22 protein-coding genes are annotated in these 23,916 nt (G+C 71.8%); 9 read left to right on the plus strand and 13 right to left on the minus strand.

Features of this window, described 5'->3' with window-relative positions; all coding sequences use genetic code 11:
• Positions 1-3: 3 nt before the first annotated feature.
• The 8 genes from ABGB01_RS17280 to ABGB01_RS17315 all read right to left on the minus strand — a co-directional run bounded on the left by ABGB01_RS17280 (position 4) and on the right by ABGB01_RS17315 (position 8,223).
• Positions 4-1,389 carry a sel1 repeat family protein gene (locus ABGB01_RS17280; RefSeq protein WP_347774400.1) on the minus strand — a complete coding sequence of 462 codons (1,386 nt, stop codon included), beginning with the start codon at positions 1,387-1,389 and terminating at the stop codon, positions 4-6.
• A gap of 535 nt (positions 1,390-1,924) precedes the next feature.
• On the minus strand, positions 1,925-2,875 hold the full coding sequence (locus tag ABGB01_RS17285) for a sulfite exporter TauE/SafE family protein (RefSeq protein WP_347774402.1): 951 nt from the start codon (positions 2,873-2,875) through the stop codon (positions 1,925-1,927).
• A gap of 280 nt (positions 2,876-3,155) precedes the next feature.
• A complete protein-coding gene (locus ABGB01_RS17290; protein ID WP_347774403.1) occupies positions 3,156-3,455 on the minus strand; it encodes an SHOCT domain-containing protein in 300 nt (99 codons plus the stop codon).
• A gap of 277 nt (positions 3,456-3,732) precedes the next feature.
• Complete coding sequence (locus tag ABGB01_RS17295) at positions 3,733-4,104, minus strand: VOC family protein (RefSeq protein ID WP_347774404.1); 372 nt, start codon at positions 4,102-4,104, stop codon at positions 3,733-3,735.
• The gene (locus tag ABGB01_RS17300) at positions 4,088-4,852 is read right to left on the minus strand and encodes a class I SAM-dependent methyltransferase (protein ID WP_347774406.1); all 765 of its coding nucleotides are present in this window, start codon (positions 4,850-4,852) and stop codon (positions 4,088-4,090) included. Before ABGB01_RS17300 ends, ABGB01_RS17295 begins: the two co-directional genes overlap by 17 nt.
• 89 nt (positions 4,853-4,941) lie before the next feature.
• On the minus strand, positions 4,942-6,417 hold the full coding sequence (locus tag ABGB01_RS17305; protein WP_347774407.1) for an ATP-binding protein: 1,476 nt from the start codon (positions 6,415-6,417) through the stop codon (positions 4,942-4,944).
• A 55-nt stretch (positions 6,418-6,472) separates the two neighbouring features.
• Positions 6,473-7,120 (minus strand): response regulator transcription factor, encoded by a 648-nt coding sequence (locus tag ABGB01_RS17310; RefSeq protein ID WP_347774408.1) that lies wholly within the window; start codon positions 7,118-7,120, stop codon positions 6,473-6,475.
• On the minus strand, positions 7,117-8,223 hold the full coding sequence (locus ABGB01_RS17315) for a histidine kinase (RefSeq protein ID WP_347774410.1): 1,107 nt from the start codon (positions 8,221-8,223) through the stop codon (positions 7,117-7,119). The genes ABGB01_RS17310 and ABGB01_RS17315 overlap by 4 nt, the downstream gene beginning before the upstream one ends.
• A 95-nt stretch (positions 8,224-8,318) precedes the next feature.
• On the opposite strand from ABGB01_RS17315, the gene ggt reads away from it, so the two are divergent.
• Positions 8,319-10,049 carry a gamma-glutamyltransferase gene (ggt, locus tag ABGB01_RS17320; RefSeq protein ID WP_347774411.1) on the plus strand — a complete coding sequence of 577 codons (1,731 nt, stop codon included), beginning with the start codon at positions 8,319-8,321 and terminating at the stop codon, positions 10,047-10,049.
• On the opposite strand, the gene ABGB01_RS17325 is transcribed toward ggt, so the two are convergent.
• Positions 10,039-11,487, minus strand: a complete 1,449-nt coding sequence (locus ABGB01_RS17325) for an NAD(P)/FAD-dependent oxidoreductase (RefSeq protein ID WP_347774412.1) — start codon at positions 11,485-11,487, stop codon at positions 10,039-10,041. The genes ggt and ABGB01_RS17325 overlap by 11 nt on opposite strands.
• A 135-nt stretch (positions 11,488-11,622) precedes the next feature.
• A complete protein-coding gene (locus tag ABGB01_RS17330; RefSeq protein ID WP_347774414.1) occupies positions 11,623-11,796 on the minus strand; it encodes a hypothetical protein in 174 nt (57 codons plus the stop codon).
• A gap of 128 nt (positions 11,797-11,924) precedes the next feature.
• On the opposite strand from ABGB01_RS17330, the gene ABGB01_RS17335 reads away from it, so the two are divergent.
• Both ABGB01_RS17335 and ABGB01_RS17340 read left to right on the plus strand, forming a co-directional pair.
• Positions 11,925-12,707: an SURF1 family protein gene (locus ABGB01_RS17335; protein WP_347774415.1), complete on the plus strand. Its 783-nt coding sequence runs from the start codon at positions 11,925-11,927 to the stop codon at positions 12,705-12,707.
• 3 nt (positions 12,708-12,710) lie between these two features.
• Positions 12,711-13,022 (plus strand): DUF3817 domain-containing protein, encoded by a 312-nt coding sequence (locus tag ABGB01_RS17340; protein ID WP_347774416.1) that lies wholly within the window; start codon positions 12,711-12,713, stop codon positions 13,020-13,022.
• Between the two features lie 18 nt (positions 13,023-13,040).
• Here ABGB01_RS17340 and ABGB01_RS17345 read toward each other — a convergent pair whose 3' ends face one another.
• From ABGB01_RS17345 to ABGB01_RS17355, 3 genes are all read right to left on the minus strand, one after another.
• On the minus strand, positions 13,041-13,235 hold the full coding sequence (locus ABGB01_RS17345; RefSeq protein ID WP_347774417.1) for a hypothetical protein: 195 nt from the start codon (positions 13,233-13,235) through the stop codon (positions 13,041-13,043).
• Between the two features lie 123 nt (positions 13,236-13,358).
• On the minus strand, positions 13,359-14,426 hold the full coding sequence (locus tag ABGB01_RS17350; RefSeq protein WP_347774419.1) for a protein kinase: 1,068 nt from the start codon (positions 14,424-14,426) through the stop codon (positions 13,359-13,361).
• A gap of 39 nt (positions 14,427-14,465) precedes the next feature.
• A complete protein-coding gene (locus tag ABGB01_RS17355) occupies positions 14,466-15,320 on the minus strand; it encodes an arylamine N-acetyltransferase (RefSeq protein ID WP_347774421.1) in 855 nt (284 codons plus the stop codon).
• 96 nt (positions 15,321-15,416) lie between these two features.
• Between ABGB01_RS17355 and ABGB01_RS17360 the strand changes: the two genes are divergently transcribed.
• The 6 genes from ABGB01_RS17360 (at position 15,417) to ABGB01_RS17385 (ending at position 23,894) form a co-directional block, all read left to right on the plus strand.
• Entirely contained in the window at positions 15,417-16,076 is a 660-nt protein-coding gene (locus ABGB01_RS17360) for a response regulator transcription factor (protein ID WP_347774610.1), read from the plus strand.
• Complete coding sequence (locus ABGB01_RS17365; RefSeq protein WP_347774423.1) at positions 16,073-19,582, plus strand: DUF4153 domain-containing protein; 3,510 nt, start codon at positions 16,073-16,075, stop codon at positions 19,580-19,582. The genes ABGB01_RS17360 and ABGB01_RS17365 overlap by 4 nt, the downstream gene beginning before the upstream one ends.
• 8 nt (positions 19,583-19,590) lie before the next feature.
• Positions 19,591-21,162: an amidohydrolase family protein gene (locus tag ABGB01_RS17370; protein ID WP_347774425.1), complete on the plus strand. Its 1,572-nt coding sequence runs from the start codon at positions 19,591-19,593 to the stop codon at positions 21,160-21,162.
• A gap of 65 nt (positions 21,163-21,227) precedes the next feature.
• Positions 21,228-22,304, plus strand: a complete 1,077-nt coding sequence (locus ABGB01_RS17375) for an alanine racemase (protein ID WP_347774427.1) — start codon at positions 21,228-21,230, stop codon at positions 22,302-22,304.
• Between the two features lie 6 nt (positions 22,305-22,310).
• Positions 22,311-22,694: a Rid family detoxifying hydrolase gene (locus ABGB01_RS17380; RefSeq protein ID WP_165975130.1), complete on the plus strand. Its 384-nt coding sequence runs from the start codon at positions 22,311-22,313 to the stop codon at positions 22,692-22,694.
• A 9-nt stretch (positions 22,695-22,703) separates the two neighbouring features.
• Entirely contained in the window at positions 22,704-23,894 is a 1,191-nt protein-coding gene (locus tag ABGB01_RS17385) for a hypothetical protein (RefSeq protein WP_347774428.1), read from the plus strand.
• The last annotated feature ends 22 nt before the right edge of the window (positions 23,895-23,916 follow it).

Consider the following 23,916-nt stretch of genomic DNA (forward strand, 5'->3'; position numbering starts at 1 on the left):
CGGTCAGCGCACCCCCAACCGCCTGCGCAGGTCGCGTGCGGTGGCCAGGACATGCCGGAGCTCGCCCGGGCTCGGCCACGGCGCGCTGCCGGGACGCAGCAGCGTGCCGCGCACCGAGGCCAGATGCTCGATCGCGCTCACGTGCACCCCGCTCCGCTCCACCAGCCACCCGACCACCTCGGAATGGTCGTGCAGCGGCCTGGTCACCAGATCCCACGTGCCGAGCACCTCCGCCAGGTCCGCCACGTCCAGCGGCACTCCGCCCCTGCGCCCGGTCGCGGCGGAGGCCAGTTCCGCCCTCGCCGTCAGCTCCGGCTCGGCGGAGCGGCCCCAGGCGGGCGGCGGCGGGTCGGACAGCCACTCGCGCGCCTCGCCGTGCTCTCCCGCCACCGACAGCAGCCCGCCCAGCTCGACCGCGGCCGCGTGGTGCCCGGCCAGCGCCGCCTGCCTGAACCAGTGTTGCCCGCCCGCCAGATCGCCGAACTCGGCGATGAGCAGCAGCGCGTAGTCGTAGGCCGACTCGGGGTCGCCGCCCGCCGCCGCCCGGCCGAACCAGTGGCTGGCCGCCGCGCTGTCGCCCAGCTCCACGCAGACGAACCCGGCCATCCGCTGGTCCTCCACCCGCCCGGCGCCCGCCGCCCGCTCGAACCAGGCGCGGGCCGTACGCAGGTCGCCCCTGGACAGCGCGAGACCGCCGAGCCGGGACGAGGAGCCGGCGTGCTCGTGCTTGGCGGCCAGCCGGTAGTAGCCCTCCGCCCCCTCAGGGTCGCGGCTGGCGTGCAGGTAAAGACCCATGCAGTGCGCCGACTCGGCGTGGCCGCCCCTGGCCCCGCGCTCCCACCAGTGCACGGTCTCCTCATCGTCGCCCGCGGAATAGGCCAGGAACCCCAGGTCGTGCGCCGAGGCCACGTCGCCGCCGGCGGCCGCCTGGCGGTGCCATTCGCGGGCGGCAGCCAGCTCGCCCGCGTCCTCGCACAGCAGGGCGAGCCTGCGGGCGGCCGCCCTCGACCCGTTGCGCGCCGCGGCCTCGAACCAGCCCCTGGCGGCCTCCGCGTCGCCGCGCTGTTCGAGCAGCAGCGTCGCCAGATTGGCCGCGGCCTCGGCGTCGCCGGTGCTCGCGGCCAGCTCGTACCAGGAGACGGCCTCCTCCAGGCTGCCGTGCTTCTCGTGCCAGATGCCCAGGTTGTAGGCGCTGTCGACGTTGCCGCCCGCGGCGGCCCGCTCCCACCAGTGCTTGGCGGCCGCGCGGTCACCGTGCTGGGCGTAGAGCTTGCCGAGCCGGTGCGCGGCCTGCGCGTCGCCCGCCCGCGCCGCGGCCAGCAGCTCGTGCTCGTCTCCCACGCGTGGCGCCGGTACGGCCGGCGCCGTCACCTCTCCTTGCCAGGCCATGGCGACAGAGTGGCACGTGATCACGCGATCGCGAACCGTAATCGCCGACATGTGCTCCAGGGGGAACGCCGGGCCGGGCAGTTTCCGCTCTCGCGCCCTTGTGTCCGCTGAAAGTCCTCATGATGCCCTGGCCCGGTCCGTCCGGGCGCATGACGATGAAGATCGCACAGAGTAACGCCGCTCGCTCCTGGAGCTCGACGCGGGAGCACAACCGAAGGAGAGAAAGACGATGATGCGCAAGAGAACTGTCACGGGCCTCCTCGCTACCGTCGTGGCTGCGACCGGGCTGTGCCTGGCCTTCCCCGGAACCGCCGCCGCGGCAGCTTGCGACGGAGTGGCGCCAGCCGGGCTGTCATCGCCATCCGTGTGGTGGTGCGAGGGCTACTACATGACCTGGCAGGAGTGCCGCGACGCGGGGGTGGCGTACGTGGGTGCTCAAGGCGCGAGGGCGTGGGCTTGTGATGAGGTGGGTCCCCCGAACTACCCCTGGGGGCTCAGCATCCTGGACTGAAGCAGCGCCGGTGATCATCGCTCGTCACTGCCCGGGTGAGGAGAAGGTGAGGATCCCTGAGTACATGCCCATCCCGCAGACGTAGCGCAGGCTTCCCGGCCGTTGCGGCGGCAGGCGTACGGTGGCCGGCAGCGCGACGTCGCGGCCGTCGATCACGACGGTGTCCGTGCAGCCGTGCTCGGCCACCTTGAAGACGACCTCGACGGGCACGCCCGCGCGGGCCGAGACGATGGCCGGGCGGTAGCCGTCGCGGGTGGCCCAGACCGTGACGGTCTGGCCTCCGGGCCCGGTGACCGCCTGCGCGGGATCGGGGGCGGGCAGCCAGCCGCCGAGGCTGACCCCCGAGCCGGCGGTCCAGAGCCCGGCGGCGATCGCGGCGACCCCGGTGAGCCTGGCCAGCCGGGTGCGGGAGACGCGCCGGAGCACGTAGCCGAGCAGCGCGAACGCCGGCGCCGTACCGATGACGAACCCCGCCATGGCCGCCGCCCCCGCCACCGGGGACCCGCTGGAGACCGCGACCAGCTCCACGCCGAGCGTCACGCCGCAGGGCACCAGAATGGTGGCCGCGCCCAGCAGCGGCGCCTTGTACCTGGACAGAACCCCGAACGGAGACTTCGGCGAAGCCTCGGACGGCGGCTCCGGCGGAGCCCCCGGCGGAGCCGCCGCGCAACCGGCGTGCCCGCGCCGTATGAGGCGGACCGCGAAGACGATCACCGTGGCGCCGGCGATGACGAGCAGCACGGCCCGTGCCCGCGGCGGCAGGGTGACGGCCGAGCCGAGCAGCCCCAGCAGCGCGCCGGCGATCGTGTGGGAGGCCAGCCGGCCGGCGAGGAACCACGCCACGAGCGCGGGATCACGCCCGTGGCGGCCGCCGGCCAGTCCCATGAGCAGCCCGCCCTGTGCGGCGGTGCACGAGGCGGTGCCGGCCACGAGCCCGGCGGCGACCCCACCGGCGAGCAGGGCGGCGGCGTTCACGCTCAGCGGGCGTGCGCGGCGCGGCCGGCGAGCGTACGGCGGAAATCGGTGATGGACCGCATTCTTGTCCCCACTCTCTACGAAGCCCGTACACGCAACGTAACCCGGCCAGCCGCATGCGGCGAGTGACAGTTGTCGCACCGACGGTGATGTTTGGGTGGAAGCGACGCAAGGCCCGGGTTGCGGAGGTTCGGGCCACTGCGGGGTGGGGTCGCGCTCGGCACACGAACCGCCGCTTGAGCGACACCGGGAATCGCCGGATCTCAGGCCGGGGAGCAAGTCACGATGCCCCGCCCTTGAGGACGGAGAGCTTCTCGTAGTATTCGTCGTCGCCCATCTCGCCGCGGGCGTACCGCTCGGCGAGAATCCGCTCCGCGGACGCGGTGGGCGACCCGGCGGGCCCGGCATATCCGGCAGGCCCGGCGTGGTGAGCCGGCCGAGGGCCCCACCAGCCCTTGCGCCGGGCGGTGATGGCGAGCGCCACGACGCCGACCCAGAACAGGCCCCAGAACAGCGGGATGATCGGCCAGAACGCGCCGGAGCCGCCCCAGTGGGGCGCCAGCAGTGCGATGGTGTTCATGTATCCTCCTTGACGGTTGCCTCCAGAATCGGCCAAGGGGCCGTCCGGTGAATCGCACGCCGGGTCCTGTTTCCCCTGCGCCCGAGGGAGTGCTCAGGGCAGGCCGGTGTACGCCCGCAGAGGTAGGCGCGGCGCCTGACCTCGTCCGCTCGTCCGCCCGCGGAGTCGCCTCGTCCGTACGTCCGCGATCTGCGGAGGTCGGCGCGGTGCTTCGCCTGGTCCGTTGTCCGCGACCCGATGAGGGAAACGTGGCGCTCCGCCGTCCGCGAGCCCGGGATCAGAACACGCAGAACTCGTTGCCCTCCGGGTCGGCCATGACCACCCAGTCGTCGCGGGTGGCCACCACCGTGGCGCCGAGCCCGGTGAGGCGGGCGATCTCGGCGTCGGGGTCGCCCGCGTCGATGTCGAGGTGGAGCCGGTTCTTGACCACCTTGTGCTCCGGCACGTGCTGGAACCACAGCCGGGGCGGCCCGCCCTCGACCAGCACCGTCGGGTCGTCCTCCGGGTCGTCGATCCCGTTGGCGCGCAGCCGCGCGAGCTCGGCCTCGTCGTAGGGGGCCACCGCGTAGCCGTCGAGCGTCGCCGCCCAGAACCTCGCCAGTGAGGCCGGGTGCCGGCAGTCGACCACCACGTCACGCAACCTGGCCATCATGTTTCCTCGCCTCGATCAGGAACCTGGCGGAGTGGGCCACGAACGGCCCTTCGCGTTCGATCCGGTCGTGCAGCGCGCGCAACCTCTCCTGGTGGCGCTCGACCGAGAAGCCCGGCACGATCCAGATGACCTTGCGCAGGAAGTAGACGACCGCGCCGATGTCGCGGAACTCCATGCGCAACCGCTCGGACCGCAGGTCGACCACCTCCAGCCCGGCGGACTCGGCCTCCCGCCTCGCCTGCTCGGGGTCGCGGGCCGAGCCGTCGAGCGGGCCGAGGAAGAACTCCGCGAGCTCGAACACGCTCCTGGGCCCGACCTGCTGGGAGAGGTAGGAGCCGCCGGGCCGCAGCACGCGGGCGATCTCCTTCCACCACGTCTGCACGGGGTGACGGCTGGTCACCAGGTCGAAGACGTTGCTCGTGAACGGCAGGCGCGGCTCCTCGTCGTCGGCCACCACCCAGGCGCCGCGCCGGCGCAGCCGGGAGGCGGCCAGCGTGAGGTTGGGCGGCCACGACTCGGTGGCCACGGTCACCGGAGGCAGCGTGGAAACCCCGGCCAGGATCTCGCCGCCGCCCGTTTGGATGTCGAGCGCGGACCCGACCGTGGCCAGCCGCTCGCCGAGCAGCCTGGCGTAGCCCCATGACGGGCGCTCCTCGGTGGCCCGGCCGTCGAGCCAGGAGAAGTCCCAGCCGTCCACGGAGACGCCGGCCGCGTCCTGGACGAGGTCGTCATACGTGCGCCGCATCCTCCGACCCTGTCAGGGGCGGAGCCCGGCGTTCAACCATATTTCGTCATGCGAGGCGGCCGCGTACCGTCGCGCACCTGGTTCACCCCTTAGAGCGCGTACATGGTTTCGAGGTCCAGGAGGTGCACCTGCCCGTCCGAAGCGGCCGTCTCCAGGTCGGAGGAGAATCCGTCCCGCGAGAAGAGCACAAATGAGGCGTCTCCAGCATCCCAGCCGAGCGACAAGAGCAGCTCGCGTATGTGCCGCAATCTGTGGAGGTCGGCCATCGTACGGGTCTTGTTGGTGCACTTGGCTTCACCGATCAGGGTGATGCGCGCGCTTTTCGACCGGGGCAGCGCCGTCCGGCTGACGGCCATGATGTCCACCTCGTGGCCACGGTGTTCCCTGCAGGCGACCTCCGTCGTGCCGACGTGGCCGATGTCGTCCAGCCCTGTCTCCGCGCCGTGCCAGCGCACCCATGTGCGGGCTGCTTCCTCGAAATGCGGGCCGAGGATCTTGTCGGAGAAGGTCTTGCGCGAACGGTCCCACACCACCCGGGCCTGGCGCATCTCCAGGGCGCTGACGTTCGGCTGGACGATCAGGTTGTGGAATCTCACTGTCGGGTCGGCGATGGTGATCGTGGGGCGGCGCTGCCGTAGGAGGTCCTGCTCGTGCCGGAGGAAGCCGCCGTCCTTCATGACGTTCAGGTGGTACGTCAGAGCCTTGGCGTCCATGCCGACCAGGCCGCCGATCTGGGTGGGGGAGGTCGCTCCCATGGCGACCGCCCACCAGATGGCGTTGTAGATGGCGCGGTCACGGATGCGCGGGTCCTCCGCGAGGAGGTAGTCGGGTTCGGTGAACAGAACGTGTGATGGGTTGAGTATGGTCCGCTCCAGCCAGTGGAAAAGCCCTTCCGCGCCAGGTTCCGGCGGATCGCCCACGATGTCGCGGTAGCCCGGCGCGCCTCCCAGCACGGCGTCGATGAGAAAGGCGGTCCGCGGGTCGGTTTCCCAGTATTTCGCGGCGTCTCGGAAGCGGAACTGGCCGATGCGCAGGTCGAGGACCGCTCTTCCCCGCAGCGCCTGATCACCCGCGAGCAGGGAGGACATGATGGAGATCGCCGAGCCGCACAGGATGAGCTTGAAGGGCGGATGGCCCTTGCGAGGTCCGCGTTTGTCGTAGAGAGCCTGGATGGCGGAGGGCAGCTCCGGTGAATGATCCGCCAGATACGGAAACTCGTCCATGACCAGCAGCGGCGGACGGCCTGTTGTTCTGCTGGACAGGGCGTCCACAGCGGTGTCGAGCGCTGTCACCCAGTCAGGAAAGGCGCCGAGGCGATAACCGAGGGCTTGTGACAGGGAATCGGAGAACCGTGTCAGCGCCGCGGCTCTGCTCTGCCTGAGAGCCACGGTGTAGACCCCGTTCGCCGCTTCACACAGGTGTTCCAGGAGGAACGACTTGCCGTGACGGCGGCGTCCGCGTACGACGCCGATGCGCAGACCTGGTGTGGGATCGGTGGCGAAGTGGGCTAGATCGTTCCATTCGTCGACCCGATCGAACACCGCGCTCGGTTTGGTGACCTCCATGGAAGTGATGTTAGCCAAAACTGAGTTAGCCTAACTCGATTTCAGCTAGCCGTTCTCAGGCCCAGCCTGGCTTCACCAGGCCTGACTCGTAGGCGATGACGACGAGCTGGGCGCGGTCGCGGGCGTGCAGCTTCATCATGGCCCGGCTCACGTGCGTCTTGGCCGTGGCCGGCGACATGAACAGCTTGGCCGCGATCTCGTCGTTGGTCATGCCGGTGCCGACCAGGGCGAGCACCTCCCGCTCGCGCTCGGTGAGCTGGTCGAGCCCGTCGACGGCGACCGGGGCCTTGGCGCGGGTGGCGTACTCCGCGATCAGGCGGCGGGTCACGCTGGGCGACAGCAGCGCCTCGCCGGCCGCGACCACCCGGACGGCCTGGATCAGCTCGGCCGGCTCGGTGTCCTTGACGAGGAAGCCGCTGGCGCCGCCGCGCAGCGCCTCGAAGACGTACTCGTCCAGCTCGAACGTCGTCAGGATGATGATGTGCGGCCCCGGCGGCATCTGGCGGGTGGCGGTCAGCCCGTCGGTGCCCGGCATGCGGATGTCCATCAGCACCACGTCGGGCTGGTGCTCGCCCGCCAGCCGCACCGCCTGCGCGCCGTCGGAGGCCTCGGCCACCACGGTCATGTCGGGCTGGGCGTCGAGCAGCGCCTTGAAGCCCGCGCGCACCAGTGCCTGGTCGTCGGCCAGCAGCACCTTGATCATGTGGTCTCCTCAGGTAGGGGGAGCCGGGCCTCGACCTGGAAGCCGGTGCCTGACGGGCCTGCGACCAGCGTGCCGCCGAGGGCGGAGGCCCGCTCGCGCATGCCGGGGATGCCGTTGCCGCTGCCGGCCTCGGACAGGAGGGGGACGTCCGTCGCGCCCGTGTCGGCCACCTCGACGACCAGCTCGTGCTCGCCGTATTCCAGGCGCACGGTGACGTCGGAGCCGGGGGCGTGCCGGGCGGCGTTGGTGAGCGACTCCTGCACGATCCGGTACGCGGCCCGCTCCACCTGGGACGGCAGCGGACGGGAGCCGACGCGTTCGAGCGTCACCTTCACTCCGGAGCGCTCCACCAGGTCGTCGAGGCGGTCGAGCCCGGAGGTGGGGGCACGGGGGGCGCCCTCGCGCAGGACGTTCAGCACCGAGCGCATCTCGCCGAGGACCTCCTTCGACGCCGTCTTGATGGTGGACAGGGCGGTCCGCGCCTGCTCGGGGTTGGCGTCGATGAGGTGCAGCGCGGTGGAGGCCTGGACGTGGATGAGGGAGATGTTGTGCGCGAGCACGTCGTGCAGCTCCTGCGCCATGGTCAGCCGCTCCTCGCTGGCCTGCCGCCTGGCCTCTTCCTCGGCCGTGCGCTCGCGTTCGGCCCGGCGTTCCCTGACGATCCTGACCAGCTCGGCCAGCACCATGAGCAACATGATGAAGGTCAGGATCCACACGCTGTGGAGAAGGTCGCGGTTGCCCATCAGCCAGGCGTAGGCGAGGAACGACACCAGCGTCGCCCCCGCCATGATCCAGGCCATCAGCCGCCGGCCCCGCGTGACGAGCAGGAACAGCAGGACGGCCGGGCTGATGAAGCTGGGGCCGTAGGCGTACCCGGCGATCAGGAACAGGTCGTTGGCGGCCAGCGTGACGGCGGTCGTGAGCAGCGGGAAACGCCGGTGCAGCAGGATCGCAAGCGGCCCGACCAGCAGCAGCCCGTAGGCGTAGGGGTCGAGCGGCTCCCTGAAGGACCGCTGCCCCCAGGACGCGCCCTTGGCGATCACGAACTGGGCGGCGGCCACGATCAGGGCGAGGTAGGGGTCGAATCCGTACTTCCTGCGCACGTCATACACGCTAGATCAACGTTTTGACCAGCGCATCATCCCTGTGTGTGAGGGGGCCCTACCATGACGGGCGTACCTGGGTCATCGTGGACACCATGCGCCGAGCGATCGTTCCCGCAGCAACAGTCCTCGTCCTGCTCGTGCCGGCGGCGCCCGCGCCGGCACAGCCCCCGCAGAAGGCGCCGGTCGCGGAGGGGTACGGCGGCGCCGTGGCCACCGTCGACCTCGACGCCTCCAAGGCCGCCGTCTCCGTGCTCAGGAAGGGCGGCAACGCCATGGACGCCGCCGTCGCCGCCGGCGCGGTGCTGGGCGTCACGGAGCCGTACTCCTCGGGCCTGGCCGGCGGCGGCTTCATGGTCTACTACGACGCCAGGAAGCGGAAGGTCTTCACGATCGACGGCCGCGAGACCGCGCCCCGGGCGATGACCGCGACGACGCTGGAGGGCATCCCGTTCGAGGAGGGCGTCACCAGCGGCCTGTCCGCCGGAGTGCCGGGCACGGTCGCGAACTGGGACCTCGCCCTGCGGAGGTTCGGCACGATGTCGCTCGGCAAGGCGCTGCGCCCGGCCATCGAGGTGGCGTCGAAGGGCTTCGTCGTCGACCAGACCTTCCACGACCAGACCGCCGCCAACGCCGGCCGCTTCAAGGACTTCACCTCCACAGCCAAGCTGTACCTCCCGAACGGCGCCCCGCCGCCCGTCGGCTCGGTCTTCAGGAACCCGGAGCTCGCGGCCACGTACCGCGAGCTGGCCAGGCGCGGCCCCCGCTGGTTGTACGGCGGGCAGCTCGGCAAGGAGATCGTGGCCACCGTCAAGCGCCCGCCGGTCGCCCCCGGCAGCACCCGCAACGTCCGGCCCGGCCTGATGGAGCTGTCCGACCTGCGCGCCTACCGGGCGCTGCTGCGCGAGCCCACGAAGGTCTCCTACAGGGGCATGGACGTGTACGGCATGGCCCCGCCGTCCTCCGGCGGCTCCACGGTCGGGGAGGCGCTCAACATCCTGGAGGCCCTGCCCGAGGTCGGCCTGCACGAATATCTGGAGGCGTCCAGGCTGGCCTTCGCCGACCGCGGCGCGTACGTCGGCGACATCCCCGGCGTGCCGCTCAAGCAGTTGTTGTCCGACGGCTTCGCCAAGGAGCGGGCCTGCCAGATCGGCGACACGGCCATGGCGCACCCGGCCGCGCCCGGCAACCCTGACGGCTCGTACGAGCCGTGCCCGCAACCTACGGGCAGCGCCGCGCCGATCGCGAAGGAAGGCCCCGAGACCACCCATCTGGTCGTCGCCGACCGCTGGGGCAACGTGGTGGCCTACAACCTGACCATCGAGTCGACCGGCGGCAACGGCATCGTCGTGCCGGGGCGTGGCGTGCTGCTCAACAACGAGCTGACCGACTTCACGTTCGGCCCGGCGCCCGGCGACCCGAACCTGCCGGGCCCCGGCAAGCGGCCGCGCTCGTCGATGGCGCCGACGCTGGTGTTCGACCACGGCAGGCCGGTGCTGGCGGCCGGCTCGCCGGGCGGCTCGACCATCATCACGACCGTGCTGCAGATCCTGGTCAACCGGTACGAGTTCGGCATGAGCCTGCCGGACGCGCTGGCCGCGCCGCGCGCCACCCAGCGCAACACCGAGCAGACGCAGGCCGAGCAGGCGTTCCTGGACGAGCACGGGGCCGAGCTGGAGGCCAGGGGGCACGGCTTCGCCCTCAACCCGGAGATCGGCGCCGCCACGGCGCTGGAGTTCCTCGGCAGGGGCCGCATCCAGGCCGTGGCCGAGCCGAGCCGCCGGGGCGGCGGCAGCGCGATGGTCGTGCAGCCGGCTAGAAGATGAGCTGGTAGGCGCCGGGTTTCACCTTCCGCGTACGTGCCCAGTACTCGAAGGTGAAGCCCGGCCAGATCGTCCTGTTCACTCCGTGCTCGTCCAGATACCAGGATCGGCAGCCGCCCGCGTTCCACACGAGCGGGTCGAGCCGTTGGCGCAGCCTCCGGTCGAACGCCCGCTGCGCCTGCGGCCTGACGTCGAGGGCTCTGGCCCGGGTCCTGGACAGCAGGCGCAGGCAGTCGATCACGTAGCGGACCTGCGACTCGATCATGAAGGCGACGGAGTTGTGCCCGAGGCCGGTGTTGGGGCCGAGCAGGAAGAACAGGTTGGGGAAGCCGGAGGTGGTGATGCCGTAGTAGGTCTGGATGCCGTGCTGCCAGGCTTCCTGGATCTTCACGCCGCCCCTGCCGACGATGTGCTGCTCGGCGAGCGAGTCCAGCACCCGGAAGCCGGTGCCGTAGATGATCGCGTCGGCGGGGTGCTCGTGGCCGGCGGCGTCCACGATCGAGTGCGGCCTGATCTGCGTGATCTCGTCGGTGACCAGGTTGACGTCGTCCCTCATCAGGGCCGGGTAGTAGTCGCTGGAGATCAGGATGCGCTTGCAGCCGATGAGGTAGCCGGGGGTGAGCCTGCGGCGCAGGTCGGGGTCGGGGACCTGGGCGGCCAGGTGCCTGAGCGCCAGCTTCTCGTGCGCCTTCATCAGGCGCGGGTCGACGGCGAATCCGAGCGCGCGCGACTCCAGGGCCCAGTAGAGGGCGGTGCGCAGCGTCCTCGCCATGCCGGGCAGGCGCAGGACGTCGCGCGCGCGGGGCGGGATGGTGAGGTCGGGTTTGGGGTGCAGCCAGGGCGCCGTGCGCTGGAAGACGGTGAGCTCGCGGGTGATGGGGGCGATCTGGGGGACGAACTGCACGGCGGAGGCGCCGGTGCCGATGACGGCGACCCGCTTGCCGGTCAGGTCGACGGCACGGTCCCAGGCGGCGGAGTGCATGGCGGGTCCGGCGAACGACTCGCGTCCCGAAATTTCGGGATATTTGGGGATGTGCAGGGCACCGATCGCGGAGACCACGGCGTTAGCCCGCAGCGTGGCGCCGTCGTCCGTGGTGACCGTCCAGTCGCGGCGGGCGTCGTCGTACTCGAGGGCGGTGACGTGCCTGCCGTACCGGATGTGCGGGGTCACGCCGTGCCTGTCCGCGCATGACCGCAGGTAGTCGTGGATCTCCTGCTGCGGCGCGAACATCCGCGACCAGTCCGGATTGAGGTCGAACGAGTAGGAGTACATGTGCGACGGCACGTCGCACGCGCACCCGGGATAGGTGTTGTCGCGCCAGGTGCCGCCCAGGTCGCCGGCCTTCTCCAGGATGACGAAGTCGTGGTGGCCGGCTTCTTTGAGTTTGATGGCCATGCAGACGCCGGCGAGGCCGGCGCCGACGATCACTATTCCAGCCATGTGACCTCCGCGGCGCACCTATTGGACGGTAAGTCCAATGTACGGAGCGATCGACGATCGGGTCCAGGGTGAAAACATCACAGGAACGACGAAAACCCGCCACGGCCTCCGCGGCGGGTCGTCCTGGCCGGATGCCTACTGGAGCAGGAGGAAGGCGACGACGCCGACGATCACGACCGCGACGACGACGGCGATGATGGGAACGATGGGCGACTTCTTCGGCGGGACCTTGGCTTCCTGCTCGCGCCGCTGTGCGAACGCGCGGAACTGCTGGGTGTTGCCCGCCGGGTCGATATGCTGGTCAGACATGAGCAGCAGCTTAGCGTGAGCGCCTGTGACATTTGCGGAGTTTGGCGGGATCTGTAGGGGTGGGCACGCCCTGCCGCAGGGGCGGCCTGATTAGGGGACCACCCCACCCGGCGGATAGTTTTGACACCATGCTGAGGACCCTGCTCTCCCCGCGCATGCTGGGGCTGCACCTGCTGACCATCGGGGTCCTCATCGCGTTCATCCTGCTCGGCCGCTGGCAGCTCGGCGTCTTTCACGACTCGGGGAAGCCGCGCGCCTCCACCGACCCCGCGCCTGTCGCGGTCACCACGCTCACCCAGGTGAGCTCCCAGCTGAACGGCGAGGCCGTCGGCCGCAGGGTCACGGCGGAGGGCTCCTACGACGCCGGCCGCCAGCTCCTGGTGGCCGACCGGCGGCCCGACGTCGACGCCCCCGGCGGCAACGTCTCCCGCGACCACGGCTACTGGGTGCTCACGCCGCTCCGGCTCGACGACGGCACGCTGATGCCGGTGGTGCGCGGCTGGGTGAAGACGCCGGGCGACCCCGCGGTGGCGGCCGTTCCCGAGGGCCGGATCGCGGTGTCGGGGAGGCTGCGCCCGCAGCAGGGCACCGACAGCGTGCAGCGCCGCGGCGAGGGGCTGCCGGCCGGTCAGGTGCAGACGGTGTCCACGGGCGAGCTGATCAACCTGTGGACGGGGCAGAAGGTGCGCGCCGGCTATGTCGTGGCGCAACCGCCGTCGGGCTCGCTGGCACAGGTCAAGGTCGCCCCGCCCGTGGTCGGCGGCACGCTCACCTGGCGTAACCTCGCTTACGCCGCCAACTGGTGGATCTTTGCCGGATTCGCCGTTTTCATGTGGTTCCACTTCGTGCGCGACGCCGTACGAGCGGATCGGGAACGTGGCAAGTCCCCTGAGATGGCTCTGGAAGGTTAAATCGTGGAATCGGCTCTGAAGCCCTTCCGGGTGCTGGCATACGTGGTCGGCGTCATGCTGCTGGTGTTGTGCGTCGGCATGGTGCTGCGTTACGGCTTCGACGAGGCGGCCCTGTCGAAGATCATTGCCCCCATCCACGGCGGGCTCTACATGATCTATCTCGTCACCGTCATGAACCTGGGCATGAAGGCACGCTGGACGTGGCCGTACATGCTCGGTGTCATGCTGGGCGGCACGGTGCCGTTCCTGTCGTTCTACGTCGAGCGCAGGGTGACCCAGCGGGTGCAGGCGGCGCTGACCACGGCGGAGGCCTGAGGCCTCCGCCGGGCGGGCTCAGCGGCCGATGCCGCGCTTGCGCGCCCTTTTGAGGCGCTCGCGCTGCGACGGGTCGAGCATCAGGTAACCGATCACCGGAGCTGCGACCACGCCGAGGACGACCAGCAGGGTGACAAAGCCGGCGCCAAAGATCATCAGTGACAGCAGGACCGCGGCGCCCGCACCGATGGCGTACTTCTGGACTGGCGACATCCTCAACATCCTCCGAACGCGGAGCGCGCGCCCCGCCTCTTCCACATTGTGCGTCGCCTGTCCAACGAGTGGGGCCGCCGTCGTTGTTCCGCTCGCGATGTATCGCAATCGTTGCGCAGGCTTTCACCCCTGTTGAGCCATGATCGCGAGAAGGTCGGAGCGGAGCTCGTCGGGGGTCGGACGGTCCTGCGGATGCCCCGCCAGCAGCCGTAACAGGACAGGCGCCAGCGCTCCCGCCCTCGTCAGCCGCGCACCAGGGGCGGGGGGAGCACCCTCGACCGCGGTGAAGAGCGTCGCGCCCAGCGACCACAGATCGGCCTCCTGGCTCTGGGCGGCCTCGGGGGCGGTGTAGGCGGGGAGCGTGCCCGCGCGCAGCAGCGGCAGGAGCCGCGCCCGCCCGCCGCCGTCGATCATGACGTTGCCCGGCTGCACCCCGCCGTGGAACTCGCCGACGGCCAGCAGGCGGTCGAGCAGGGCCACCCCGATCGCGGCCGCGCCCGGGGGCGGCAGCGGGCCCGAGGCCGCGAGCACCGCGTCGAGCGGGCGGTCCACGGCCAGCCGGTCGAGCGTCTCGCGTACCACGTCCATCGGCGGTGCCCCCGCCGGGTGCAACATCGCCCTGACCAGGGACCTGAGCGGGTCGGCGCCCTCCGCGGGCATCTGGCCGGGCGGGCGGCCCTCGATCGCGAAGTGCAGCGTGGCGGCCATCGACCACAGGTCGGCGGACGGCAGCATGCTGAGGCTGGGAAAGCCGAACCCCGTGAGCACCGCCCGGCCCGTCGTGGTGAGCAGCACGTTGCCGGGATCGACCCGCCCGTGCACGACGCCCGCCTCGTGCGCGGTGGCCAGCGCCGACAGGACGCACACCCCGACCCTCGCCGCCTGCTGGACGGGCAGCGGCCGGCGGGAACGCACGGCCTGCTCCAGCGAGGCGCCCGAGACGAACTCCATCACCAGCCACGGCGTGCGATCCTCGATCACGACGTCCAGCACCCGCACGATCGAGGCGTGCCGCAGCGTGGTGGCCCGGCGGGCCTCGTGCAGCGCGGCGTCGCGCAGCTCGGCGGGCACGCGCAGCCGCCTGACCGCGACGTCACGATGGCGCACCTCGTCGAAGGCCAGGAGGACGGACCCCGCGCCCAGGGGGTTGAGCAGCCGGTAGCGGCCGGCCAGCCTGCTGGTCTCACCCATCTCGAGGTGCACGATAGCGCCCGTGCGCACGCGTGGCCATCACGCGTGATCGCCCGCCAGCCAGGCCCTGTGCGCCTCGTCGATCTTGCGCCAGAGCTTCTCCTTCTCCTGGGTGCTCACGTCGTCGAGCGGCAGCGCGAACACGTCCGCCAGGGCCGCGAAATAGTCGCGGGCCGTGTCCAGGATGATCGTGTGTGCGCCCGTCCCCACGCGGCGCAGCTCCAGCCCGCGCAGAAGGTCGACGCCCGAGCCGTCGCGCCGTTGCACGACGGCGACCCGGACGAACCCGGACGTCGGGGACGTCGTCAAATGGTCATGCATGCTGACGAAGGCCGACATATCCGTGGGCGCCGGATCAAAGTCCATACCTTCGAACGAACCACTCGGATCGTGGTCGAACCGCCAGCCGCCGGGCGCGACCTCCGAGGGGCGCAGCCCGTACGTGAAAGGGCCCTGCCGGTAGGAGCCGGCGACCAGCGGGAGCGGCTCGTGCAGGCCGTCGCCGAGCCCGACGTCGACCAGCCACTCGCCGCCCGGGTTGCCGTCAGAGGGCAGGCCGCGCACGGTGAGCACCAGGTGGTTGCCGGTGATGCCCGGCTCGGCGCCCCGGTTCTGGACGCCGCCGACATGCCGGGTCACGTCGTAGCCGAGCGCCTCGATCAGCCCGGAGAACGCGCCGTTGAGGTGGTAGCAGTAGCCGCCCCGGCCGCGGATGATCCGCTCGGCCGACTCGGCGGGATCGACGGTGGTGGGGCGGCCCAGCCAGATCTCCAGGACCTCGTACGAGACCCGTTCGACGTGCGCGGCGTGCAGAGCCCGCAGATTCTCAACGCTGACGGGAGCGCCGAGCAGGCCGGGCAGGCCGAGGCGGCGCAGATATGCGGCGGTGTTCACCCGCCCAGTCTGCACCGGATGTGCACAGATTCAGCAGTGTCGTCTGCACAGCGCGCTTCTAGGCTTCCGTACGTGGCAGAGCAGCGGCGCATCCTCGTGGTCGAGGACGATGTGACGATCGCCCTGGCCGTCAGGAACAGGCTGGCGGCCGAGGGCTTCGACGTCAGGGCGGCGGGCGACGGGCAGGACGCCCTCGTCCAGTACGGCAGGGCCGAACCCGACCTGGTGATCCTCGACCGGCTGCTGCCCGGTCTCGACGGATTGGAGGTGTGCCGCCGGATGCAGGCGGCCAGGCCGGTGCCCGTGCTCATGCTGACCGCGCTCGGCGACGAGACCGACGTGCTCGTCGGGCTCGGCGTCGGGGCGGACGACTACCTGGCCAAGCCGTTCAGCATGCGCGAGCTGGTCGCGCGGATCCACGCGCTGCTGCGCAGGGTCGAACGCGCCTCCCAGCTCGCCGTCGAGGACACCGTGATCAGGGTCGGCGAGGTCGAGATCGACACCGCGGCCCGCAGGGTGTTCGTGCGCGGCGCGGAGGCGCAGCTCACCAGGACGGAGTTCGACCTGCTGCGGCGCCTGGCCGAGCGGCCGGGACAGGTCTTCGAGCGCGACCGGCTGCTGTCCGACGTGTGGGGCTTCTCCGAAGCCGCCGCGACCAGGACCGTCGACAGCCACGTACGGGCGCTGCGCCGCAAGCTCGGCTCCGACGTGGTGCGCACCGTCCACGGCGTCGGCTACGCGCTGGTGCGCCAATGAGGCCGCTCGACTTCCTCGGCCGGATCAAGGTCAAGCTCGGCATCGTCATCGTGCTGGCCGTGGGCACGGCGTTCGTGGTGAACGAGGTCGGCATCGCCTCCGGCCTGGCCGGCGAGGTGCGCATCGCGGTCGCCGTCGTCCTGGCGTTGATCATGGTGCAGGTGCTGGCCATGGGCATGACCAAGCCGCTGCGCCAGATGGCCAGCGCCGCCCAGACGATCGCCAAGGGCAGCTACACGCTGCGCGTCAGCGCCACCTCGCGCGACGAGGTGGGGGAGCTGGCCAGGGCGTTCAACGCGATGGCGGCCGACCTCGGCGAGGTCGACCGGCAGCGGCGCGAGCTCGTCGCGAACGTCAGCCACGAGCTCCGCACGCCCATCACCGGGCTCCGCGCCATCCTCGAGAACGTCGTGGACGGCGTCTCCGCGCCCGACCCCGTCACCATGTCCACCGCGCTCGCCCAGACCGAGCGGCTCGGACGGCTCGTCGCCCAGCTGCTCGACCTGTCGCGGCTGGACTCCGGGGTACGCCTCATCGAGCCCGAGCCCGTCGAACTGGCGCGGCTCGTCGAGCAGGCGGTCCGCGAGGCGTCGCTGGCCCGCGACGACGTCACCATCCGGTCGGCGGTCCCGGGCCGGCTGGGGGTGCGCGCCGACCCCGACCTGCTCGCCCAGGTCCTGTCCAACCTCCTCGACAACGCCGTACGCCACAGCCCGCCGGGCGGCGTGGTCACCGTCAGCGGCGCCGAAGAGGGCGACGCGGTACGGCTCGCCGTCACCGACCCGGGGCCCGGCATCCCGGCGGCGGCCAGGGAACGCGTCTTCGAACGCTTCTCCCGGCTGGACGCGGGACGCACCGCCGACGCGGGGGGCGCGGGACTGGGGCTGGCCATCGTGAAGGAGATCGTCGAGCTGCACGGGGGTTCCATCCGCATCGACGACTGGCCGGGGTGCCGGATGGTCGTCGAATTACCAGGGAGGACGACGATGGCGGACACGCCATTGGAACACGAACGAAGCACGGGGGACGAACGGTCGCCGGCCGTTGAGAGCAGGGCGCTGGAAAGGGTTGTCGCCGATCCTGGCGCGGACGCCGCATCGGCGCCCGAGGCCGGTCCCGCACCGGGGGGCGCCCCGACACCTGCGGCCGCTTCCGCACCGGGAGCCGTTCCTGCATCGGGGGCCGTTCCGGGGATCGTCGCGGGACGGGGGAACGACGTTGTGGAGGGCGCGGTCGCCACGGCGGACGACGGAAGGGCACAGCCGGGATCGCAGGGGACTCAGGCCGCTCCCGCCGGTGCCGGTGCCGTGATGAGCGTCGCGACCGCCCCAGGTGACAGCGGGGAGCCGGCGTCTGCCGAAGGCGCCACGGCATGGTCCGCACCGGAGGCCGGTCGTGGTGACGGGGCTGCTCCGCTCGCGTCGGCTCGTGATGATGGTGCTGCTCCGGTCGTGTCGGCCGGCCGTGGTGTCGGGGCTGGTTCGCCGGCGGGGGCAGGGACGGCCGGCCGTGGTGTCGAGGGCGTTACTGCGGCGGACGCCGGTGCCGTCGCGGCGGCCTCGGCGGGTCATGCGGCCGGTGGCGTCGTGGCGACGGCTGGGGGGAGAGCCGTGGACGCGACCGTGCCCGGCGGGTCACCGCCCGTCGGCGCGAGCTACGCCAGGATGATCGGCGGCGGGGTCGTCGGGGTGCTGGTCGGCTTCGCGGTGGGGCTGTTCGCCGCCGTGTTCGCCAGCATTGCCGTGGGAGCCGGATTCGCCCTGGTCACGCTCGTCGTGAGCGTGGTCCTCATGGGTGCCGTGGGCGTGGCCATGGGGGCGGGGTCAGCGCGGCGCACAGCTGAGGCGGCGTACCGGGTGGGTCCCTACCAGGGGCAGGCAGGAGTCGCGGGCTGGCAGGCGGGGGCGATGACCGGCCACGGCGGCGCGGCGGCCGGACCGGCACGTCCCGCAGGCGGCCAGGCCGGACCAGGCGTCCCCGCGGGGCCGGGTGCCTACGTGGGGACGGGGGGTGGGCCGGTGGGGCCGCCGCCGTACGTGCCGCCGCCGCTGTTCCCCAAGCCCGACCTGCCCGACGCGCCCCGCTGGTTGTTGCCCGCGGCGGTGGGGGCCGGGGTGTTCGCGGCGGTGGCGTTGCCGCAGGCCCAGGTGGGCCTGGGGTTCGTGCTGGTGGCGCTGGTGCTGGGCGCGGGGGCGTTCCCGGCGGTGACGCGGCGGATGACGCCGTGGACGGTGGCGTTCGGGGTGCTGGCGTACTTCCTGATCTCCATGGCGGCGGTGCGCGACGCCGACTGGCTGGTCGGGATCCTGCTCGTGGCGGGGGCCGGGCTGGGCGCGCTGGCGGTCTCCGGGGCGGGCACGGGCTGGCTGGGCGTGATCAGAGGCGGCGTGTCCGTGGTGCTCGCGCTGGGCCCCGTGCACTGGTTCCTGGCCGGGCCGCTGAAGAAGCTGACGGCCAGGCGGCGTGTCATGCCGACGCTGGCCGCCCTGGGCATCACGGCGGTGCTGCTGGTGGTGTTCGGGTTGCTGTTCGCCTCGGCGGACGCGGTGTTCGCCGCCTACCTGGAGCGGGTGACCGCCACGCCGGACTGGGCGGAGTCCGCGCCGTTGCGGATCTTCCTGTTCGGGCTCTTCGCCGTGCTGCTGGCCGCCGTGGTGCTGGTCGCGCTGCGGCCGGTGAACGATCCCGTGGGGCCGCAGAAGAAGTTCAAGGTGAGCAGCGCCATCTGGCTGGTGCCGCTCACGGCGGTGAACCTGCTGTTCGCGTCGTTCGTGGCGGTGCAGATCACGGCGCTGTTCGGGGGCGATGCCTGGGTGCTGAGGACGGCGGGGCTGACCTATGCCGAGTACGCCAGGCAGGGGTTCTTCCAGCTGGTCGTGGTCAGCGTGTTCGTGCTGGGCATCGTGGCCGTGGCGGGCGGGCTGCTCAGGGCCGAGCGGCGCGAGCGCTGGGTGCTGGCGGGGCTGCTCGCGATGTTGTGCGGGCTGACGATGGTGGTGCTGATCTCGGCGCTGCACCGCATGAACCTCTACACCGACGCCTACGGCCTGTCCAGGCTGCGGTTGTCGGTGCAGGCCACGGTCTGGTGGCTGGGGGCGTTGTTCGTGCTGGTGCTGCTGGCCGGGGCGGTACGGTTCGCGGGGCGCGGCTCCGGCTGGCTGCCGCGTACGGTCGTGCTGGTCACCGCGCTCGGCCTGGGCGCGTTCGCGGTGGTGAACCCGGACCTGCAGGTCGCGTACTCGCAGCTGGAGGTGCGCGGCGGCACCCAGCTGGACTCCGACTATCTGGGCGATCTCGGCGCGGAGGCCGTGCCGGCCCTGGACCGGCTGCCCGAGCCGCAGCGCAGTTGCGTGCTCGCCGACGTGGTCGAGGCCAACGGGCTGGACCGCCCCGATCCGTGGAACGGCTGGAACCTCGCCCGCTCGCAGGCCCGCGACCTGCTGGCCGAACATCCGGTCAACGAGTCCGTGGAGTGCGGCCCGAAGCCGTACCGCGGCTCTGATTGAATCCTTGGGTGAGGTTCGACGTAGTCATCAGCGGCGGCAGGGTGCTCGACGGCACGGGCGCCCCGCCGTTCCGGGCGGATGTGGCGGTCTCCGGCGACAGGATCGCGGCGGTCGGCAGGCTGGACGATGCGCAGGCCGAGACCGTGATCGACGCGTCGGGCCGGTTCGTCGCACCCGGCTTCGTGGACTGCCATGCCCACGGCGACGCGGCCGTGTTCGACCCGGTCGTGCAGCGGGCGGCGCTCCGGCAGGGGGTGACCACGTTCGTGCTCGGGCAGGACGGCCTGTCCTTCGCGCCCGGCTCGGCCGCGACCGTCGCCTACGCCGCCCGCTATTTCGCCGCCGTCAACGGGCCACTGTCCAACGGCGCGCCGCAGGACGGGTCCCCGTCCGGCCGGGCGCCGCAGGGCGGGCCGCTGACCGTGGGGGAGCTGCTCGACGGCTACGACCGGGCGGTGGCGCTGAACACCGCCTACCTCCTGCCGCACGGCACCATCCGCTACGACGTCATGGGCCCGTCGCCCGCTCCCGCCTCGGCGGGCGACCTCGCGGCGATGGTGCGGCACGTCGAGCGCGGGCTCTCCGAGGGCGCGGCGGGCCTGTCGAGCGGGCTCGAATACCTGCCGGGCCGCTACGCCTCCGCCGAGGAGTTGGCGGCGCTGTGCGCCCCGCTCGGCGGCCTCCCGTACGTCACCCACATGCGCGCCTACGGTCCGCAGGCCGGGGTCGGCATGGCCGAGGTCGTGGACATCGCCCGGCGCTCCGGCGCCGCGGTGCACGTCTCCCACCTGCACGGCCCCGCCGGCGTGCTGCTGCCGCTGGTCGAGCAGGCGCTCGGCGAGGGCGTCGACCTGACCTTCGACACCTACCCCTACCTGCGCGGCAACACGATCCTGGCCATAGTCGTGCTGCCGCCGTCCGTGCCCGGGGCCGAGACCGACCGCGCCCTGGAGATGATCGCCTCTGACGGGCTGGACGATTGGTGGCCGACGCTGGCCGGCACCTGGCCGAGGCTGACCGTCTCGCACGCGCCCGGGCTGGAGTGGGCGGAGGGCCTGACCATGGTGGCGGCGGCCGAGCGGGCGGGGCTGGAGCCGGCCGCGTTCTGCCGCCGCCTCCTGAGCGAGACGCGGCTGGAGGCGGGCGTGGTGTCCGCCCGCCCCGACGAAGGCCCCGAGGGCGAGGAGTCCGTACGCCGGATGTTGCGCCATCCGTCCCAGACCGGCGGCTCCGACGGAATCTATGTGGGCGGTCATCCGCATCCGCGCGGGTTCGGGGCGTTCGCCCGGTTCCTTGGCCGGCATGTCAGGGAGCTCGGCGACTGGACGTGGGAGCAGGCCGCGGTGCATCTGGCCGCGCATCCGGCCCGGCGGTTCGGGCTGGCCGACCGGGGGCTGGTGCGGGGCGGGTTCGCGGCCGACGTGGTGGTGTTCGATCCCGGCACGGTGGCCGACCTGGCGACGTACGCCGCTCCGCGCACGCTCGCGTCCGGCGTGGACGACGTGCTCGTGTCAGGGGTGCGCGTGCTGGCCGGGGGAGAGCTGACCGGCGCCACACCCGGGCGGGCGCTCAAGCCGTGATGCCGGGATGGGCCGGGATGTCAGAGATGTCAGGATGGCGTCGGACGCTGAGGGAAAGGGAGCTTGTGCAGGAGACGCTCGGGCGGTCGATCTTCGACGGAGCGCTCGGTTTCCCGCTGATGGTGGTGCGCCAGGACGCGCTCGAGCACAACGTGGCGACGATGGCGGCCTTCGCCCGCGACCACGGCATGGAGCTCGCGCCGCACGTCAAGACGCACATGTCCGCTGAGATCGCCGCGCTCCAGCTCAAAGCGGGCGCCTGGGGGCTGACCGTCGCCACGTCGCGCCAGGCCGAGGCGGCCAGGGGGTTCGGGGCGAGCCGGATCATGGTCGCCAACCAGATCGTCGACCCGGCGGGGCTGGCCTGGGCGGCCGGCGAGCTGGAGCGCGATCCCGCGTTCGAGTTCCTGAGCTTCGCCGACTCGGTGGCCGGGATCGGCATCCTGGCCCGCCACGCGGGGTCGCGGCCGTTCCGGGTGCTGGTGGAGCTGGGGCACGAAGGCGGGCGTGCCGGGTGCCGTTCGCTGGACGACCTGCTGGCGGTGGTGGCCTGCGCGCAGGAGACGCCCGGGGTCGAGCCGGCGGGGATCGCGGGGTACGAGGGCGCGCTCAAGACCGCCGACGATGTCCGGAAATATCTGGGCTCGTTGCAGGAGGCGCTCGCCTACCTCCGCGTCCGCGACCCGATCCTGACCGTGGGCGGCAGCCAGTGGTTCGACGTGATCGGGCGCGAACTCGTCGCCACCCAGGCCCGCATCCTGCTGCGCAGCGGTGCCTACGTCACCCACGACGACGGCTACTACCGCGAGCGCACGCCGTTCACCCGCATCCAGGGCGAGCTGCGGCCGGCGCTGGAGGTGTGGGCGCACGTGCTCTCCACGCCCGAGCCGGGGCTGGCGGTCGTCGGCATGGGCAAGCGTGACGCACCGTACGACGAAGGGCTGCCCATCCCGCGGCGAGCCGGCGTCACCGTCACGAAGATGCAGGACCAGCACACGCTGGTGCGCGGCGACGGGCTGGAGGTCGGTGACCTGATGGCCTTCGGCATCTCGCACCCCTGCACCGCGTTCGACAAGTGGCGCGAGCTGCCTCTGGTGGACCAGGACTACCGTGTCGTTGGCACGATACACACCAACTTCTAGGGAGAAATCGTGAAGAAGGAGCTCAGGACCACCGAGGGCGCCGCCCCGATCGGCGCCTACTCCCAGGGGCTCGTGGTGGGCGACTTCGTCTACACCTCCGGCATGGGGCCGATCGACCCGCAGACCGGCGAGGTCGACGGCGACGACGTCGCCACCCAGACCCACCGGGTCATGCGCAACCTCGGCGCCATCCTCGCCGCGCACGGCCTCGGCTTCGACGACGTGGTCAAGGCCACGGTCCACCTGCAGCACCTCAAGCGCGACTTCGCCGCGTACAACGAGGTGTACAAGTCGTACTTCAACCCGCCCTTCCCCGTACGCACCACCGTGGGGTCCGAGCTGATGGACATCCTGGTGGAGATCGACTTCGTCGCGCACAAGAGCGCTTAAGGTCTGTTTGTGGACAGTTCGGTATACGCCTTCGTCGAGGACCTGCGCGGCGAGGGCGTCGAGCGGGTGCTCGACACCATCAGCGCGTACGGCGTGCGCGGCGTCACCGTCGGCGCCGTGCACCACGCCTCACGCGACGTCACCCCGCACGGACTGTCCCGGCTGACCATCCGCCACGACGGTGCCCACTTCACCCCGCCACCCGACCTGTTCGCCGGGCTCCGGCTCGCTCCCGTGCCGGGCTACCAGGATGCTTTCGATGGGCTTCGCGAAGCCTGTGCGCAACGCTCCATGAAGCTCCACGGATGGACAGTCTTCCTGCGTAACGCCACGCTCGGTGTGAAACATCCGGACGTGACGGTCCGCGACTGCTTCGGCGACCGTGGCTCGCTCACCGACTTGTGCCCCGCCCACCCCGACGTACGCGAATACGCGGTCGCGCTGGCCAGGGCGGTGGCCAGGCTCGGAGTCGACAGCGTGGTGGCCGAGTCGCTGCACTTCAGGCCGCTCAGGCCGCAGCGCTCGTTCGTGCCGCTCGGGCCGATGGACACCTACCTGTTCGGGCTCTGCTTCTGCGACTACTGCATGCGCAGGGCCACCGACCTGGGCGTGAACGCCGACGGGGCGCGCGACGAGTGCGCGAGGATCGTGGGCGGCGTGCTCGACGGCGACCCGGCCGCGCAGGGCGAGGTGACCAGGGCGGCGCTGACCGCGTACGCGGGGCCGGAGGTCGTGGCCTACGCCAGGGCCCGGTCGGAGACCGTGACCACGCTGGTGTCCGAGGTGGCCTCCGCCGTGGCGGACGAGGGCTCCAAGCTGGTGTTCATCGACTCCACGGGCGCGGTCAAGGGCTGCACCGACGGGCTGCCCACGCCGGGGCCGGCCGCCCATGACGCCTGGCAGCTCGGCGTCGACCTGGTGGCGCTCGGCGACCTGGTGCCCGCCTTCGGGGTGCTGGCCTACGCGCGCGACGCGGCCAGGGTGGCCGACGACGTGGGAGCCTACCTGCGGTCCGTGGGCAAGGATCGTGAGGTGCGTGCCGTGCTGCGGCCGGGCCATCCCGACAGCGACTCGGCCGACCGGCTGGTGGCCAAGGCCCGCGGCGCCAAGGCGGCGGGGGCGCTCGCGGTCGACTTCTACGCGTACGGGCTGGCGCCCCGCCCTGTGCTCGACCGCATCCCGGCGGCGCTGGCCCTCTGAATCGCCGTACCCGTCTCGCGGC

This window comes from Nonomuraea sp. B5E05 (genome assembly GCF_039880665.1).
Lineage (GTDB): Bacteria > Actinomycetota > Actinomycetes > Streptosporangiales > Streptosporangiaceae > Nonomuraea.

Coding starts and splice junctions, on each gene's coding strand:
- ABGB01_RS17290 (WP_347774403.1), bottom strand. CDS start 3,455: ATGAACACCATCGCACTGCTGGCGCCCCACTGGGGCGGCTCCGGCGCG.
- ABGB01_RS17310 (WP_347774408.1), bottom strand. CDS start 7,120: ATGATCAAGGTGCTGCTGGCCGACGACCAGGCACTGGTGCGCGCGGGC.
- ABGB01_RS17325 (WP_347774412.1), bottom strand. CDS start 11,487: ATGGCTGGAATAGTGATCGTCGGCGCCGGCCTCGCCGGCGTCTGCATG.
- ggt (WP_347774411.1), top strand. CDS start 8,319: ATGCGCCGAGCGATCGTTCCCGCAGCAACAGTCCTCGTCCTGCTCGTG.
- ABGB01_RS17330 (WP_347774414.1), bottom strand. CDS start 11,796: ATGTCTGACCAGCATATCGACCCGGCGGGCAACACCCAGCAGTTCCGC.
- ABGB01_RS17300 (WP_347774406.1), bottom strand. CDS start 4,852: ATGCGGCGCACGTATGACGACCTCGTCCAGGACGCGGCCGGCGTCTCC.
- ABGB01_RS17345 (WP_347774417.1), bottom strand. CDS start 13,235: ATGTCGCCAGTCCAGAAGTACGCCATCGGTGCGGGCGCCGCGGTCCTG.
- ABGB01_RS17365 (WP_347774423.1), top strand. CDS start 16,073: ATGAGGCCGCTCGACTTCCTCGGCCGGATCAAGGTCAAGCTCGGCATC.
- ABGB01_RS17295 (WP_347774404.1), bottom strand. CDS start 4,104: ATGGCCAGGTTGCGTGACGTGGTGGTCGACTGCCGGCACCCGGCCTCA.
- ABGB01_RS17335 (WP_347774415.1), top strand. CDS start 11,925: ATGCTGAGGACCCTGCTCTCCCCGCGCATGCTGGGGCTGCACCTGCTG.
- ABGB01_RS17305 (WP_347774407.1), bottom strand. CDS start 6,417: ATGGAGGTCACCAAACCGAGCGCGGTGTTCGATCGGGTCGACGAATGG.
- ABGB01_RS17350 (WP_347774419.1), bottom strand. CDS start 14,426: ATGGGTGAGACCAGCAGGCTGGCCGGCCGCTACCGGCTGCTCAACCCC.
- ABGB01_RS17280 (WP_347774400.1), bottom strand. CDS start 1,389: ATGGCCTGGCAAGGAGAGGTGACGGCGCCGGCCGTACCGGCGCCACGC.